Origin of the sequence: Vibrio sp. PID17_43 (assembly GCF_002608565.1) — a bacterium.
Lineage (GTDB): Bacteria > Pseudomonadota > Gammaproteobacteria > Enterobacterales > Vibrionaceae > Vibrio.
This window is the reverse complement of sequence record NZ_LIXM01000001.1, coordinates 155,100-170,613: the sequence shown is the minus strand read 5'-3', so window position 1 is coordinate 170,613 and position 15,514 is coordinate 155,100. Positions and strand designations below refer to the sequence as shown.

Here is a 15,514-nt window from a genome sequence, read left to right as displayed (position 1 = left end):
TCTTTTTGGGAACGATAAGTTTCTTTGTTGATTATAAAGTTCTGCAAATTGTAAGTTCATGAATCTATGAGTAATTAATGTGGCCGATTGCATCTGAGCGTCGTTGCCGGACGTTTGAGGCATGAACGTTCAGGTTCGGACTACTTATATTGGCTAGGCATAATAACTAGAGATACGGATATGAAACAGAAGCAGCTCATCGACGCATTTGTCACCATTGTCGGAGACGAAAACGTCCTTACCGATGAAATCAAAACCAAGTATTACCGCAGCGGTTTTCGCTCAGGAAGCGGCACGGCGTTGGCGGTGGTTTTTCCCAATACTCTGCTAGAGCAGTGGAAGGTGATTAAACAGTGTGTGGACAACAATTGCATCATCATTATGCAGGCGGCTAAGACGGGGCTGACAGAAGGTTCTACGCCAAGTGGTAGTGATTACGACCGTGATGTGGTGGTGATTAATATCACCAAGATGAAGCAAATCTATCTGTTAGACGGTGGCAAGCAAGCGATTTGTCTTCCGGGGGCGAGTCTGCATTCGTTAGAAAAAGAGTTGCGAGCAGTTAACCGTGCACCGCATTCGGTGATTGGCTCTTCTTCTCTTGGCGCAACCGTTGTAGGCGGTATTGCAAATAACTCTGGTGGCGCTCTGGTTAAACGTGGTCCTGCCTATACAGAATTAGCCATATTCGCTCAAGTCGACAAAGAGGGTAAGCTCAATCTTGTTAACCATCTTGGTATTGAAGGCTTAGGCTCGACGCCTGAAGAGATCTTACAAAACATCCAAGATGGTAACTTTGATCCAGATAAAGTGATTCATGATGAGCGCATGGCATCAGACAAAGAGTACGACGAACGTGTCCGCGATGTGACTTCTGATATTCCATCGCGCTTTAATGCCGACGAGCGACGTCTGTACGAGGCGAGCGGCTGTGCGGGTAAACTGGGTGTGTTTGCGGTTCGAGTCGACAGCTATCCAATCCCAGAGAAAGAGCAGGTGTTCTATTTAGGTACTAACGATCCAGATAAACTTACCAAGCTGAGAAAAGACTTCCTTACACAGTTTGACAACTTGCCAGAAATGGGTGAGTACCTTCACCGTGACATCTTCAACATGGCGGAGAAATATGGTAAAGACGTGTTCCTTTCTATCGATTTGTTAGGCACGGACAATCTGCCTAAGATGTTCTCGCTAAAAGCCAAGGTTGAAAACTTCTTAGAGCGTGTACCTTTAGTCAGTAAATACCTGCCAGATACTCTTCTCTACTACGCGAGCAAGTTATTTCCGCAGCATCTTCCTAAGCGCATGTTGGAATACCGTGATAAGTACGAACACCATCTTGTACTTAAAATGAGCGATGGCGGTATTGCAGAAGCGCAGAAATACCTCAAAGAAGTTTGGGCGGCTGAGCACGACAGTGACTTCTTCGAATGTACGCCAGAAGAGGGTAAGAAAGCGTATCTACACCGTTTTGCAGCGGCAGGTGCTGCGATTCGATACGAAACCATTCACCGCAAGGAAGTGGAAGACATTGTTGCTCTCGATATTGCGTTACGACGTAACGATGAGGAATGGTTAGAAACATTACCTGAGGAAGTAAGTAAGAACCTCGTTAAGTCTCTCTATTATGGGCATTTCATGTGTTATGTGTTCCATCAAGATTATATTTTTAAAAAAGGAACAGATACCAAACGTATGAAGAAGCTGATGTTAGAGCACCTAAATACACGTGGAGCGAAATATCCCGCGGAACATAATGTTGGTCATCTGTATGAAGCAGAAAACAGTTTGCAGGCGTTTTACTATGAATTGGATCCAACCAATATGTTCAACCCAGGAATAGGGATGATGGATCGCTACAAGCGCAATTGCAATTGTTGTGCATAAGCTTACGATGTTTACTCATGTGCGACGATATTCAAATCCTCCCCCTGCGTGATGGAATTTAGATTTGATATTTGCCTTTTAAATGCTTTACTTATAATGACTTGGATGCAGATAACACAAAAGGAATAAGACGTTATGGAAGACGTACTGATAGTATTTATTGTATTTGGGGCAATATTTGGTGGTGGTATCGTTAAACTGATCCTGAACCATCGTAAGGAAGTGAAGGCATTAGAAATATCAGACCGCAATCAGATGGCCAAAGAAGAGCGAGATAGCCTCAAAAAGCAGGTTGAAGACTTAAAGCAGCGCGTAGAAGTACTAGAGCGCATCGTTACTGACAGCAAATACCAACTTGATAAAGAAATTGCTTCCCTATAGTTCAATCCAAAATCCGTTTTTTTGTTTAGGAGATATGCTCTTATCTGTTACCTTTCATCAAAAAATCTTTTTTCGAATGTACTTACTCATTAGCATCAATAAATACTGAGTGACGCATTTTGATGGATTGCGCGCTGAAAATCTTTAAGGTGATTTAAAACGGATAACCTAGCATCAAAGTGGTGCATTTTAAGTTTTTTTAGCAACGTTTTAACAGTTTTCAGTTCCTCTTTTCCAAATACGTTCGATTCACGTTGCTGCCTAAAGAAAGCCAGTTGGGATGATGTGTCATTGAAATCCCCCAAGCTGTCTTGGAGAGACTTGAGATGTTTTACGTTGGACTTGTGCCGCTCATCGGGATAGAAAACTGAAAAATACTCAAGAAGATAGCGTAGTTTTTTACACTCAATTCTTAGGCGATGAATGGCATCGTCAGGGCTGGTGGGGGAGAGCTTTTTACTGGCTTTGATGACCTTTGTAAAGTGACTAAGTACTTTGCTATTTGAAAACGCCAGTGTGGAGTTTTGGAGCGTATCATCGTCATTACTTATTGCACGATGGAAGCTATTACTCAGTAAGACACATGTTTTCTGGTAACCATCACTCTGTAGCCATAAACTAACTCTTGATTGTTCTATACGTTGGCGTGCTTCTATATGAGCAAAGACTTTATGTAGTGATTCTTTGCGCTCTGGCAACATCGCGTAATAAGCGGCTTTACCCAAGATGAACACATCGAGATCCCTTAATTTATTGGTTTGCTTCATTAATAGTTTAAGACTCGGCTTTAGAATGCTTAATTCAAAAGGAGGCAGGGTCTCTTTTAGTAAAAGGCAGAGCGATCTGGTTCGCCTCAGAGCGACGCGATATTGATGGTTAAATTCGGGGTCGAGACTCAATGCCAGTCCTTCTTCTAAAGAACGTGCATAGTTGAATTCATGAAGAAGGAAGGCCGGGACGCAAAAATGTAGATCTGCATCTGGGTCCAAACTTAGTGTTAGTTTGTGTCTGGCTGGTAGTGTCATGATGCTCCTTAATTGCACAGCATATATTAAGTTTAGAAGGCGAGTGGTGTTTTTTCTGCCACCGCAGAGCTGGCGGTTCATTAGGCGATTTGAGTATGAAACGCTCTTTTGAGATTGCTTTTTAATCATTTGAATAAAAAGAATAAAATAACTGTTGATCTATAATCTCAATCCGTTAAAGTTCACCTCGTTCTCATGGCGCTAGTCGTTAGAGAAGATGGTGTCATCCATCGCATGATTGCGTTGCCCTGGTGGTGGAATTGGTAGACACAAGGGATTTAAAATCCCTCGACGTTCGCGTTGTGCCGGTTCAAGTCCGGCCCGGGGCACCATCTCAGTGTTTGATTCGAGAACAACAATTCAGTAAGGCGCCTTGGCAGAGTGGCTATGCAGCGGATTGCAAATCCGTGGACCTCGGTTCGACTCCGGGAGGCGCCTCCATTATTTCGAAAAAACCAGCTTAGTGCTGGTTTTTTTGTATTCAACATTTTCCTCAAAAAATGCCTTAGTTAATGGTTTACCTACCTGAAGAAATAGGTGGCTAGCAGATTTCGATGAAAAATTGTTTAGAACAAAATATCAATTGCATCTAGCAAGTCGCTCTATAGAAAAATGATCTAGTTCATTAACGAGTTCGGGAACGTTTTGCAATGCTTCCTCGTACAGTTAAAGACGAACACACTAAGTTAAATCGTAAGAGGTAAAGAATTCGGTGTTTTTTATGATCTTAGCTTGGCCCGATAAATGGAGACTGCTGTAGATTGGTATAATGCAAAACCACAGATCAAGTGTTTAATTGAAGGTTGATTGAGCAATGTGAGTAGAGAATGTACATGTAAGTTGGCTTTTTAATCACTTGAATAAAAAGAATAAAATAACTGTTGACCTATAATCTCAATCCGTTAAAGTACGTCTCGTTCTCACGGCAACAGCCGAAGAGAAGATGGTGTCGTCCATCGCATGATTGCGTTGCCCTGGTGGTGAAATTGGTAGACACAAGGGATTTAAAATCCCTCGACGTTCGCGTCGTGCCGGTTCAAGTCCGGCCCGGGGCACCATCTAAATTATACGAGAACAACAATTCGGTAAGGCGCCTTGGCAGAGTGGCTATGCAGCGGATTGCAAATCCGTGGACCTCGGTTCGACTCCGGGAGGCGCCTCCATTCTTTTAGAAAGCCAGTCTAATGACTGGCTTTTGTCGTTTTATCCAAACAACCTCCTCAAGTATGCTTTAAAAAATGGGACGCATTTGGACAAATGTGAACCCAAACCATCTGCAATTTTCATTAAATAAACCCTGTTCTGAGTGTACGCTGAGGTGCATTTTTAGTTCCGACATTGATATGCATCAAGTGAAAGTAAAATAAACTTATAAGCAACGATGTGAGCATTCATTCTGTCCTATACCTATCGATAAGAAGTGTATTTATTCGAGTTATAAGGAGGGCAGCATGAAATTTTCCTCGTATTATGGCCGACGGCATGTTGCTACGAGCAAATTGACAGCGCTTGTGCTTTTTTTAATTTCCGTCGTAAGCCTACCTACAATTCTAATGGGTTGCCAAGACGAAGACACTCAAGCCATAAACTATTCGGTTACTCATACATTCAGTGTTGATGACATTATCGGTCAATTTGACGGCAGTACGTATGCCCAAAATCCTGCAATTCTTTGTGGGATCACGACTGAAAGTCCTGATTGCAACAATACGCAGCCACTGATTGAAAAAAAATCAGGCCAAATTCTGTACCCGATCGATAGCGAATTTGGATACGTTATCGAAGATTTTGTGGGGGCAGCATCTAAAGTGCTAGATGGTGATTATGCAGAGGGTTGGGCTAACAATATCAATCTATTGCCTAACGGAGCGGGGTTGATGGTGGCGAATGCCCCAACAGGTGTATTTAAGGCACCTAAGTTACTCGGGACTTGGTGTTCAGGATTAGGGGGAAGCTTAGTGAAATGCTCCACAGAACACTACACGACGATGGAGCATATTCTGACCTGCTATGAATCGATTCCATATGCCACTACTGATTTTTTAAATTTGAGACTCCTAGATCCACTTAGTGGAGAGCAGCGTAGCCTTGTTGATCCGAATCCTGAATTGGTTGGCCCAAATAAAATTATTGGCAGTTGTAGTGACGAGCGTTTGGATGATGAATTATTTATTGTTCGCGATGGTGTTGTGACCACAGAGCAGCTCACCAGCAATGACCCTACTGAAGGGCAAATGGCGGCGAATGAATCGAGCGTTCGTCAAGACTTAGCGCTTGGTAAAGACTACAGTGTCAGCTTAAAGGACGACGGGAAAGTGTTATATCGATGGGGGAATGCAGTCAAACGTCCAAACGATATCCGACTTTATGCTCGTATGGCGTTGCCGAATGCATGGAAAGTCCCAGGGGCGAATTATGAGGTAATTAAAGCAGAGTTAGTCGTCATCCACGAAATTACCAATAACCCAAACGATCAGTTGCGACCAGAAGATATGGAAAACGAAGCGGCGACAGGCAGACTTCCATCTTATTCGGTGGTTGGCGAAAACTGGGTTTCTACTCGCGATTGCTACGAGGGCGACGGTGATTTTATTCCAGCAGGAACGCTCTTTAAAAATAGCGCGTTTGCCAATTCAAACGGTTTTTCTGCCGATCTTACTAAAGGTCTAACCAATGCATGGTATACCACGATCGATAGAGATCCATTTGATAGCGGAACTAATGTTGGGCCTCGCTGGCGACTAAAATCGAACAAGTTTGGTCAAGATGTGCCTTCGTTAGAGATCCCATTTGCATCCTGCACACCGCCACCCTATAACCACGATAGCTATAAATACGTTGTGGGAACTGAAACTAGGACAACCATTAACTTATTGGACTACCGTGATGGTGAAGAATCGCCGTTAAGTACCAGTGAAGGCTGGGTGGATGCGAGCAAAAACTCGGTCAATATCGGCGCCTCAAATAGAACCGATGAAGGAAATGGTACGTCAATCAATGGATTGCCTTTGACAGAGGACTTTGATCTTGCGGTTTATATCAAAGGGGATGCGAAAGGGACTCGAATCTACAATGCGACACTAAATATAGATTATTCCCCAGTAAATTTGGGAGGTGACAGCGATGAGGGCTTATAAATTTAGCATTAATACCATTACCTGCCTTTTGTGCCTTACCGTCACACCTGGGCTACTGGCGGCGCAAAATACGTTTGTTCAACGACACACATTCAGTGTCATGGATGTGCAGGGGGGTAAGGACAATGCCACTTACGCAGAGGATCAATCCGTTATATGTGGTATGACTGACAGTACGTACAGCGTATGCCCAGATGGTGCCGCACAACAGGTAACGGATAACGAGGGGATTACACTTTATCCTATTGAGAGTAATTTTGGATACGTTGTATCAGATTTTGTTGGTGCAGCACCACGTACATTTGATGAAGACTACGCCGAAGGCTTTGCAGGGAATATTAACGATGACACCTATGGTGATGGCGTTGCTATTGCTAATGTCGAAACGAACTTATTTAAGACTCGAGATGGTTACGGAACTTGGTGTTCTGGGGTTGGTGGGTCAAGTGTGAAGTGTTCATCTGAACATTATGTGGTGATGGAACATGTGCTTAGCTGTAATGTATCGGTGCCTTACTCCACAACAGAAATCCAGCGAGATCTACTTGATCCTGCTACCGGTCAGATTGTCGATAATTGCGTGAATAATAAATTGAGTGATGTGCTGAAGATCGTACGTAATTTTGAGGTGACGGAAGAAGTATTAACATCGATGGTGCCAGGGGAGCAAATGGACGCTAATGAGTCAACGGTTCAGCACGATATTGCCGTAGGTAAGGATTATTCCATTACGCTAAAAGATGATGGAAAACCGTTATATCGCTGGGGGAACTTAATAAAGCGGCCTAACGACGTTCGCCTTTATGCCAGAATGGCATTGCCACAATTATGGAAGGATAACCCTGAAACCGCTTACCCAGTAAGCAGTGCAACGTTGACGATTACCCATTCAATCACAAATAATCCGAACGACCAGATTCGTCCAGAAGATATGGAGAATGAAGCAGCAACTGGACGGCTACCTAGCTACCTAGCCATCGGTTCAAACTGGCAGTCGGTACGTGATTGTTATGAAGGTGATGGTGACTTTATTCCTGCGGGTACGCTGTACAAAAATGCATCTTTTGGACAGTCGGATGCGTTTTCTAGCGATTTAATTTCCGGTATGACCAATGCTTGGTATACCAGTATCGACCGTGACCCATTTGAAGCGGTTGAGTCTGTAGTTGGACCGCGATGGCGTCTAAAAGCCAATAAATATGGGCAGGATGTGCCAAGCCTCGAGATTGCAAATACCAGCAGCGAATGTACTACGCCACCATTTGATAAGGAGGATCAAAAATACTCAACGGGAGATTACACAACAACCACGATTGATCTTCTGGATTTTAAAGGTGTGTCACCACTATCAACGAGTCGAGGATGGGTCGATGCGAGTCAAAATAGCATTAATCTTGGAGCCGATGGTTCACCAGTCGCGACGAATGGGGTCTCAATAAACGGATTGCCATTAACTCCAGACTTTGATCTTGCTGTTTACGTGAAAGGGGACAAGAAAGCGGTGAAGATCTTTAACGCTGAATTGGTTATCAACTGGGATGACTTACAATAATAAAAGGTCATACTATGAGCAGCTATGTAAATGAATCATGCAGTATGGGCTACTGTCGGGCGATAGGGAACAACTTAGTGATAAGACTAGTCGTAACGACTGTTTTGCTCTTGTTCTCTATCGGTTTCGCGGGAGCTACCACCACAGTTCAGCCAAAAGGTGGCAGTGACCACACTTATAAGCAACAAGCGGGAAAACCGGTTAGTGGTGAATACGAAAAGACAAAGCATGCTTTATATAGCGAAGACTTCGCGACCTTAGAAAAGTTAGTTTCCAATCAGCCAGAATGGATTAACCAGATTGACCCTGTAACAGGACAAACTCTACTGGGGAGTGCAATTTTACAAGCTCACGAATCCGCTGTTCGGAGCTTGATAAAATATGGGGCAGACATCAACGCTGTAAATCGCCGAGGGCAGACGCCGTTGATGCTTGCAGCCGAGGTGGGGAATGAGATTCTTGCTAAGCAGTTGATTGATCTAGGTGCAGCGTTAAATAAACGCGACCAACGCTCTAGAACGGCACTTTATACCGCAATCCAATTAAAACATAATAAAGTGGCCAAGGTTCTTATTCATATGCGTGCTAACGTGCACCTAGCAGCAGACCAAGGGCAGTCACCATTGTTTATTGCGGTCAAGCATGGCGATAAAGCTTTGGTTGCAGATTTATTAATGGCGGGCGCGCAGCCTAACAGCCAGAATGATAAAGGACAAACTGTGTTAGCGGCCTCTATTGCTAGACAAAGTCCCGAAATCACCAGTTTGTTGATTGAGGCCGGAGCCGAAATTGACGGACCTGACGCACAAGGACGGACGGCGCTTCATTATGCCGCCGAAGAAGGTGATGGCAAGCTGGTCGTCATGTTGTTGAGAGAAGGTGTTAATATTCAGCCTCGTGACAATTACAGCTACAATCCTTTGCACTTAGCGGCGATGAATGGAAACCTTGCGGCTACACGATTATTAGTCGAAGAGGGGGCAGAGGTTAACAGTATGCAACGTCATAATTTTACGCCACTGATGTTGGCCGCTCAAAATGGTCATGTCGCTGTCGTCAGTTATCTATTGGGTCTAGAAAATACCCTAGTAAACGCACAGAATGTAGGTGGAGTCACTGCCTTGATGATGGCGGCTGGTGGGGGATTCAGTGGGGTCACTGAATTACTGCTTGAGAACAAAGTCGATTTGAACAAGGTGAATACTCCAGGATGGAATGCGTTGTTCTATGCTATCGCAGGACGGCATTCGAGTACCTCTGCTCAATTGATCTCTGCTGGAGTTAACCTGGATTGGCAAGACCAAAATGGTGCAACCGCGCTTCTCTTAGCGTCAGGAAATCATCAAAACGATACGGTAGATTTGCTGTTGGACAGCGGCGCCAAAATTGAGCTTTCGGATCGACAGGGACTCACTCCATTAATGGCCGCTTCGCTGACAGGATCTTCTGAGTTGGTGCGCTTACTTATACAAAAAGGAAGTAAAATAGCAACGAAGGATACGCTAGGACGTACCGCATTACATTGGGCTGCTCAAGGAGGTAACGTTAACGTACTTGCCGAGCTGATTCAGGCGGGGGCAGAGGTTAATACTCTTGATCATGACCAACGAACACCACTGATGAATGCGGCGGTAAAAAATCACATTGAAGCTGTAGACTTATTGATGAAACTCGGGGCTGATAAAACGATAAAAGATCGGCAAGGGAAGACAGCTGCTGACTGGGCGTTGTTTAAAGGTAACAAGCAAATTGCTAAGCAAGTTGGAATATCACACTGAAGTGCTACTAGGCCATGGCTTATTAGGTATAATTTGCGAGAAATACGCTTAGCTAGATAATTTTGTCCCATTTGGTTCGATAAAGCAGCAATTTGTTGTTTTTTATACCAAACGGATTAAAAGGGCGTTATTTTCTTTGACTATCCCACATAAATCGTTAAAGTACGCGGCATCAGAAAGGCGGTAGCCTCGAAGATACCTTTCAAATGTTTCTGTTTAGAAACGACAAAATGGCGCCTTGGCAGAGTGGCTATGCAGCGGATTGCAAATCCGTGGACCTCGGTTCGACTCCGGGAGGCGCCTCCATTTCTATTCATCCTGATTTCAATCTACCTAATATCGCAGTTAAAGCACTAATCTGTAACATATGTGAACTAGACTGTATCAAATTGTAACATCATACTCTTCACTCGTTAGTCTCTCTATTTATTACTGATTTTCTACCCTAATCGATTTTCGTTGCGATTGTGACTGAACAATGTGTCCACTTAGCTCTTCTATTACATATTCAAGTTTTAATAAATCAATAACTTAACCGATGGCATGCTCTATGCCTTAGTGATGGTGAAACGAAAGTCGTATCACGCTTTCACTCTTTTAAAGGCAATGAATGACATATGGACCTTCGTCAAGTTTTAGAAGTGTTCTAAGGAGTAGATTATGAAACCTGATAAGCCAGATCTCTGGCATACGATGACGAGCTTTATTTTTGCAGCTTTTACGAGTGTTTTGATTGGTAGTTCTGCATTTGCGACACCAACTGATGGGGTGTTTGAGCTAGAGCCAAACGCAAACGCTGTTGATGATTCAGGAGTTGGTGCACCCGACGATTGGGGAACTCCGCCACTCGCTGGCTCTGCACAAGTCTTTAGCTTTGAAGATGATACCGCCACCCCAGACACGATATTTACCGGGGGTAAAAAAGACATACAAGACATCCCACAGTTAGGTTGGAAGACCGGGTCTGTCCTCGATAAAGGGGACATTCATCATGCGTATGCAGCGGCTTATATTATCAACAATGAACTTATCTTAACCTTTGGTGCAAACCGCTTCGGCAATAGCGGCGACGCCTTTTTAGGATTTTGGTTTTATCAAGATTCTGTTGGAACGAATCCTGACGGTACGTTTTCCGGTGAACACGTCGCGGGTGACTTACTTATCCAAGTAAATTACTTACAATCGGCGAATGCTGGACCTGAGATTTTGGTTCTAGAATGGGATACAACTTGTAACAAAGCTGCGAGTAATAATCCACAAGATGGACAGTGTGCAGCTGCAAACCTTCGTTTAAAAATTAGAACCAATGCACTATGTGCTCCGGGAAATCAATTGGTTTGTGCTTCTACAAATACGTCTGATGCAACTTCGCCATGGCCGTATACTCCTAAAGATGGTGTAGACGATGTTTTCCCTCCGGAAACCTTCTTCGAAGGGGGCGTAAATATTACACAGCTTCTTCAAGCGGACACCTGTTTTAGTGCTTTTGCCGCAGAGACGCGTGCATCAAGTAGTGTTACAGCGCAGTTGAAAGACTTTGTCGTTGGAGACTTTGAGTTATGTAGTGTAGATATTACCAAAACGTGTAATCAAGCGATTGTGAACGCGACTGAAGACGGCTATATCTATAACTATAGCGGTAACGTTATTAATGATGGTGTAGGCACACTATATGACGTAGTCGTTGAAGATCTGGAAGCGGGTACCACTCACAGTCTTGGTAGTATTGCCTCAGGTCAGAGTGCAAGCTACTCAGGAAGCTTTGAGAGTACAAGTAATGGTCTAACCAACACTGTAAAAGTCACCGCTGCCGCAACACCTGGTGGACAAGCAACGATTACGGATACTGCCAGCGATCCTTGTGAGAAAATACCGTTATCAGCAATGATCAGTGTGAATAAATCATGTACCAGCGGATTCAAACAAACCTCGAGTGGCATTGTTGCCGAAGTAAGCTTCTCTGGCATGGTTTGCAATACAACGCCAGATTTGACGTTGGTTAACGTTTCTGTTGTGGATGACTCAGGCACGCCGAGTGATACCTCAGATGACGTTGTAGTACTGAGCAATGTCGTGCTCGGGCCTCCAAATAGTGGTAACGAGTGTAGCTCATACAGTGGTAGCTATATTCCTAAAGCGTTTAGCAATTCACAAACGCAATCATTCCGAGACACGGTCACAGCGGTTGGCTTCTTGAAGATTGATGGCACTAAGGGCACAGATACAGCCTCTGCTGATTGTAATATCTGTCCTGTACCAAGTAACTAAATGATGGCGTTAAAAAGCCTGGATGTTTCCAGGCTTTTTGTTCTTTGCCCGGTTTTTCTTTCCCTCCATAACTTCCGTGTTTGCCAGAATAGGGCTTTTAGCAGATCCTGCCTGTCTCAGCACAAGTCGTTTAACAGTAACCTATTGAGTATGAAAAACACGGAAGTGACTCTGCGGGGGAGAATTTAAACTAATTCGCTTTTTCAGATATTCAAAATAGCCAACTGACGCACCCAAATCTTTAGAGGTTACCGGATGTAGAAGTCTGACTGCACAATAATCCACTCTTTATCAATTATTGTCTGGGCCGAATAGAGAGTTATCAAAACGGGTTCTTTTTTTATTGTTGTGAAACAATATGAAAAATACGTTGCTTTTGTTTGTTTGTTTAAATTACACGATTCTTGCCAAAGTTACGAAAGTTAAGGCTTGTCTTATGGTTAAATATTGCTCCTACCCCTTTAGGGTAGTTTGATTCTGTAATTGATTTACATCATGTATTAATTTTCTTTCATAATTAACAATGCGCTCAGTGATAAGAACCTAACCCTTAGGAATTAGAATGAGCAAGTTGAAGCTAGTTGTCATCGGTAACGGCATGGTAGGCCACCGTTACATCGAAGACTTAGTCGACAAAACCGATGTTTCTAATATGGACATTACGGTTTTCTGTGAAGAACCTCGTGTCGCATATGACCGTGTACACCTTTCCTCTTACTTTTCTCACCATACTGCAGACGAGCTTTCCTTAGTAAAAGAAGGTTTCTACGAGAAGCACGGTATTAACATGTTGATCGGCGAACGCGCGATTAACATCAACCGTGAAAACCGCATCGTTTACTCAAGCACTGGCCGTGAAGTTCAATACGACAAGCTGATTCTTGCTACTGGCTCATTCCCATTTGTTCCACCTATCAAAGGTCACGAAAGCAAAGACTGTTTTGTTTACCGTACTATCGAAGATCTTAAAGCGATCGAAGCGTGTGCGAAGAAGAGCAAATCAGGCGTAGTTATCGGCGGTGGCCTGCTAGGCCTTGAAGCGGCAGGCGCACTGAAAGCGTTGGGTGTAGAAACACACGTTGTTGAGTTCGCACCAAAGCTGATGGCAGAGCAACTTGACCTTGCTGGTGGTAACCAACTTCGCCAAAAGATCGAGCGTATGGGCGTGAACGTTCACACCAGCAAGAACACGCTTGAGATTGCTGCAGAAGGTACAAGCGCTCGTAACGTTATGCGCTTTGCAGACGGTACTGAGCTAGAGACAGACTTCATCGTATTCTCTGCGGGTATTCGTCCTCAAGACAAACTTGCTCGTCAAATGGGATTAGATGTTGCTCCTCGTGGTGGTGTAGCGATCAATGACCACTGTCAAACATCGGATGATAACATTTACGCTATCGGTGAGTGTGCGTCTTGGAACGAAATGTTCTACGGTCTTGTGGCGCCTGGTTACAAAATGGCGACAGTTGCGGTTGATCACCTACTGGGTAATACAGAAAGCAAATTCCAAGGCGCAGACATGTCTGCGAAACTTAAATTGCTTGGCGTGAAAGTTGGCTCTATTGGTGATGCGAACGGTCGCACAGAAGGTTGTAAGAGCTACGTTTACCAAAACGAAGAGCAAGAAGTTTACAAACGACTTATCGTATCAGAAGACAATAAGAAATTGCTTGGTGCAGTGATGGTTGGCGATACGTCTGACTACGGTGATCTTCTACAGCTTATGCTGAATGAAATCGACCTACCTGAGCACCCTGACGCGTTGATCTTACCAGCACACGCAGGCGCAGAAAAACCGTCTCTGGGCGCAGACGCACTACCAGAGAGCGCAGTTATCTGTTCATGTTTCGATGTGACCAAAGGTAAGATCGCGCAAGCGGTGGCTGATGGTCATCACACATTGGGTGACATCAAAGCGATAACAGGTGCAGGTACAGGTTGTGGTGGGTGTATTCCTCTCGTGACTTCAGTACTGAACGCAGAGCTTGCGAAATCGGGTATCGAAGTGAAGAGCGACGTATGTGAGCACTTTGCTTACTCTCGTCAAGAGCTATTCCACTTGATCCGCATCGAAGAGATCAAAACGTTTGAAGAGCTTCTAGAGAAGTACGGTAAAGGTTACGGCTGTGAAGTGTGTAAACCACTGGCTGGTTCAATCTTGGCTTCTTGTTGGGGTGAGCACATTCTTAAGCCTCAATTGGTTAAGCTGCACGACACCAATGATAACTTCCTGGGTAACATCCAAAAAGACGGTACTTACTCTGTTATCCCTCGTATGGCAGGTGGTGAAGTAACGCCTCAAGCGCTGGGTGTTCTAGCGGCGGTTGCTGAGGAATACAACCTATACACTAAAGTGACAGGCGCACAGCGTATCGGTCTGTTTGGTGCTCAAAAAGACGATCTTCCACAGATCTGGCGCAAGCTTATCGATGCTGGTTTCGAAACCGGTCAAGCTTACGCAAAAGCGCTTCGTATGGCGAAGACATGCGTTGGCTCGACGTGGTGTCGTTACGGCGTTCAAGACTCTGTCGGTCTAGGCTCGTACATCGAGAACCGCTACAAAGGCATTCGTACCCCTCATAAGATGAAGTTCGGTGTTTCTGGCTGTACTCGTGAGTGTGCGGAAGCACAAGGTAAAGACCTTGGCATCATCGCGACTGACGCAGGTTGGAACATGTACGTATGTGGTAACGGCGGCATGAAACCTCGTCACGCAGACCTACTAGCAAGTGACCTAGATAAAGAAACGTTAATTAAGTACATCGACCGCTTCATGATGTTCTACATCCGCACTGCCGCGCCACTACAACGCACATCGGTTTGGATGGAAAACATGGAAGGTGGCGTTGACTACCTACGCGAAGTGATTGTTGAAGACAAACTTGGCATCAACGCTCAACTAGAAGAAGACGTAGCGAAGCTTGTAGACGAGTACGAGTGTGAGTGGACTGCGACCATCAATGATGAATCACAATTGAAACGTTTTGCACACTTCATCAACTCTGACAAACGCGATGACAACGTTGTGTTTGTACAAGAGCGTGAACAGCACCGCCCTGCAACTTTCACGGAGAAATACCCTGAAGTGAAAGGCGACATCCTACACGTAGCGATCACTGAAGCATAAGGAAGAGTTGATATGTCATTTGAAAAGATTTGCCAAATCAGCGATATCGTACCGGGCACTGGCATTTGTGCACTGCTTGGTGGAAAGCAAGTTGCCGTATTTCGTCCGACTGAAGCCGAAGAAGTTCTGGCTATCAGCAACACAGACCCGTTTTTTCAATCAAACGTGCTTTCTCGTGGTTTGATCTGTGAGCACCAAGGTGAGCTTTGGGTTGCAAGCCCACTTAAAAAGCAACGATTTAATTTAGCAACCGGTGTTTGCATGGAAGACGAGTATTTCAACGTGAAAGCGTACAAAGCGCGCGTGACTAACGGCGAAGTGGAAATTTCTGCATAAGCTCGATTTGAGTTCCCTCCTCT

9 protein-coding genes and 5 tRNA genes are annotated in these 15,514 nt (G+C 44.5%); 13 read left to right on the top strand and 1 reads right to left on the bottom strand.

The window, feature by feature from the left end; all coding sequences use genetic code 11:
* The first annotated feature begins 180 nt into the window (after positions 1 to 180).
* Positions 181 to 1,887, top strand: coding sequence for a D-lactate dehydrogenase (gene dld, locus AK965_RS00805; protein WP_099077813.1), 1,707 nt, complete (start codon positions 181 to 183; stop codon positions 1,885 to 1,887).
* Positions 1,888 to 2,022: 135 nt separating this feature from the next.
* Positions 2,023 to 2,268 carry a nitrite reductase gene (locus AK965_RS00800; RefSeq protein ID WP_099077812.1) on the top strand — a complete coding sequence of 82 codons (246 nt, stop codon included), beginning with the start codon at positions 2,023 to 2,025 and terminating at the stop codon, positions 2,266 to 2,268.
* A 95-nt stretch (positions 2,269 to 2,363) separates the two neighbouring features.
* Here the strand turns inward: AK965_RS00800 and AK965_RS00795 are convergent, their stop codons facing one another.
* Complete coding sequence (locus AK965_RS00795; protein ID WP_099077811.1) at positions 2,364 to 3,293, bottom strand: CHAD domain-containing protein; 930 nt, start codon at positions 3,291 to 3,293, stop codon at positions 2,364 to 2,366.
* Positions 3,294 to 3,538: 245 nt separating this feature from the next.
* On the opposite strand from AK965_RS00795, the gene AK965_RS00790 reads away from it, so the two are divergent.
* From AK965_RS00790 to nirD, 11 genes are all read left to right on the top strand, one after another.
* A tRNA-Leu gene (locus AK965_RS00790) sits at positions 3,539 to 3,625 on the top strand.
* Positions 3,626 to 3,660: 35 nt separating this feature from the next.
* Positions 3,661 to 3,734 (top strand) — tRNA-Cys (locus AK965_RS00785).
* 530 nt (positions 3,735 to 4,264) lie between these two features.
* A tRNA-Leu gene (locus AK965_RS00780) sits at positions 4,265 to 4,351 on the top strand.
* Between the two features lie 31 nt (positions 4,352 to 4,382).
* Positions 4,383 to 4,456: transfer RNA gene (locus tag AK965_RS00775), tRNA-Cys, on the top strand.
* Positions 4,457 to 4,744: 288 nt separating this feature from the next.
* Positions 4,745 to 6,430, top strand: a complete 1,686-nt coding sequence (locus AK965_RS00770; protein WP_099077810.1) for a hypothetical protein — start codon at positions 4,745 to 4,747, stop codon at positions 6,428 to 6,430.
* A complete protein-coding gene (locus AK965_RS00765; protein WP_143699922.1) occupies positions 6,417 to 7,982 on the top strand; it encodes a hypothetical protein in 1,566 nt (521 codons plus the stop codon). Before AK965_RS00770 ends, AK965_RS00765 begins: the two co-directional genes overlap by 14 nt.
* Positions 7,983 to 8,059: 77 nt before the next feature.
* On the top strand, positions 8,060 to 9,760 hold the full coding sequence (locus AK965_RS00760; protein WP_172438027.1) for an ankyrin repeat domain-containing protein: 1,701 nt from the start codon (positions 8,060 to 8,062) through the stop codon (positions 9,758 to 9,760).
* Between the two features lie 232 nt (positions 9,761 to 9,992).
* Positions 9,993 to 10,066 (top strand) — tRNA-Cys (locus AK965_RS00755).
* A 354-nt stretch (positions 10,067 to 10,420) separates the two neighbouring features.
* Positions 10,421 to 12,028, top strand: a complete 1,608-nt coding sequence (locus tag AK965_RS00750) for a hypothetical protein (RefSeq protein WP_099077807.1) — start codon at positions 10,421 to 10,423, stop codon at positions 12,026 to 12,028.
* Between the two features lie 562 nt (positions 12,029 to 12,590).
* Entirely contained in the window at positions 12,591 to 15,155 is a 2,565-nt protein-coding gene (nirB, locus tag AK965_RS00745) for a nitrite reductase large subunit NirB (protein WP_099077806.1), read from the top strand.
* A 12-nt stretch (positions 15,156 to 15,167) separates the two neighbouring features.
* Entirely contained in the window at positions 15,168 to 15,491 is a 324-nt protein-coding gene (gene nirD, locus AK965_RS00740; RefSeq protein ID WP_099077805.1) for a nitrite reductase small subunit NirD, read from the top strand.
* The last annotated feature ends 23 nt before the right edge of the window (positions 15,492 to 15,514 follow it).

Bases quoted from the DNA above. Each gene is read 5' to 3' on its own strand.
- dld (WP_099077813.1), top strand. From the start codon at position 181: ATGAAACAGAAGCAGCTCATCGACGCATTTGTCACCATTGTCGGAGAC.
- AK965_RS00800 (WP_099077812.1), top strand. From the start codon at position 2,023: ATGGAAGACGTACTGATAGTATTTATTGTATTTGGGGCAATATTTGGT.
- AK965_RS00795 (WP_099077811.1), bottom strand. From the start codon at position 3,293: ATGACACTACCAGCCAGACACAAACTAACACTAAGTTTGGACCCAGAT.
- AK965_RS00770 (WP_099077810.1), top strand. From the start codon at position 4,745: ATGAAATTTTCCTCGTATTATGGCCGACGGCATGTTGCTACGAGCAAA.
- AK965_RS00765 (WP_143699922.1), top strand. From the start codon at position 6,417: ATGAGGGCTTATAAATTTAGCATTAATACCATTACCTGCCTTTTGTGC.
- AK965_RS00750 (WP_099077807.1), top strand. From the start codon at position 10,421: ATGAAACCTGATAAGCCAGATCTCTGGCATACGATGACGAGCTTTATT.
- nirB (WP_099077806.1), top strand. From the start codon at position 12,591: ATGAGCAAGTTGAAGCTAGTTGTCATCGGTAACGGCATGGTAGGCCAC.
- nirD (WP_099077805.1), top strand. From the start codon at position 15,168: ATGTCATTTGAAAAGATTTGCCAAATCAGCGATATCGTACCGGGCACT.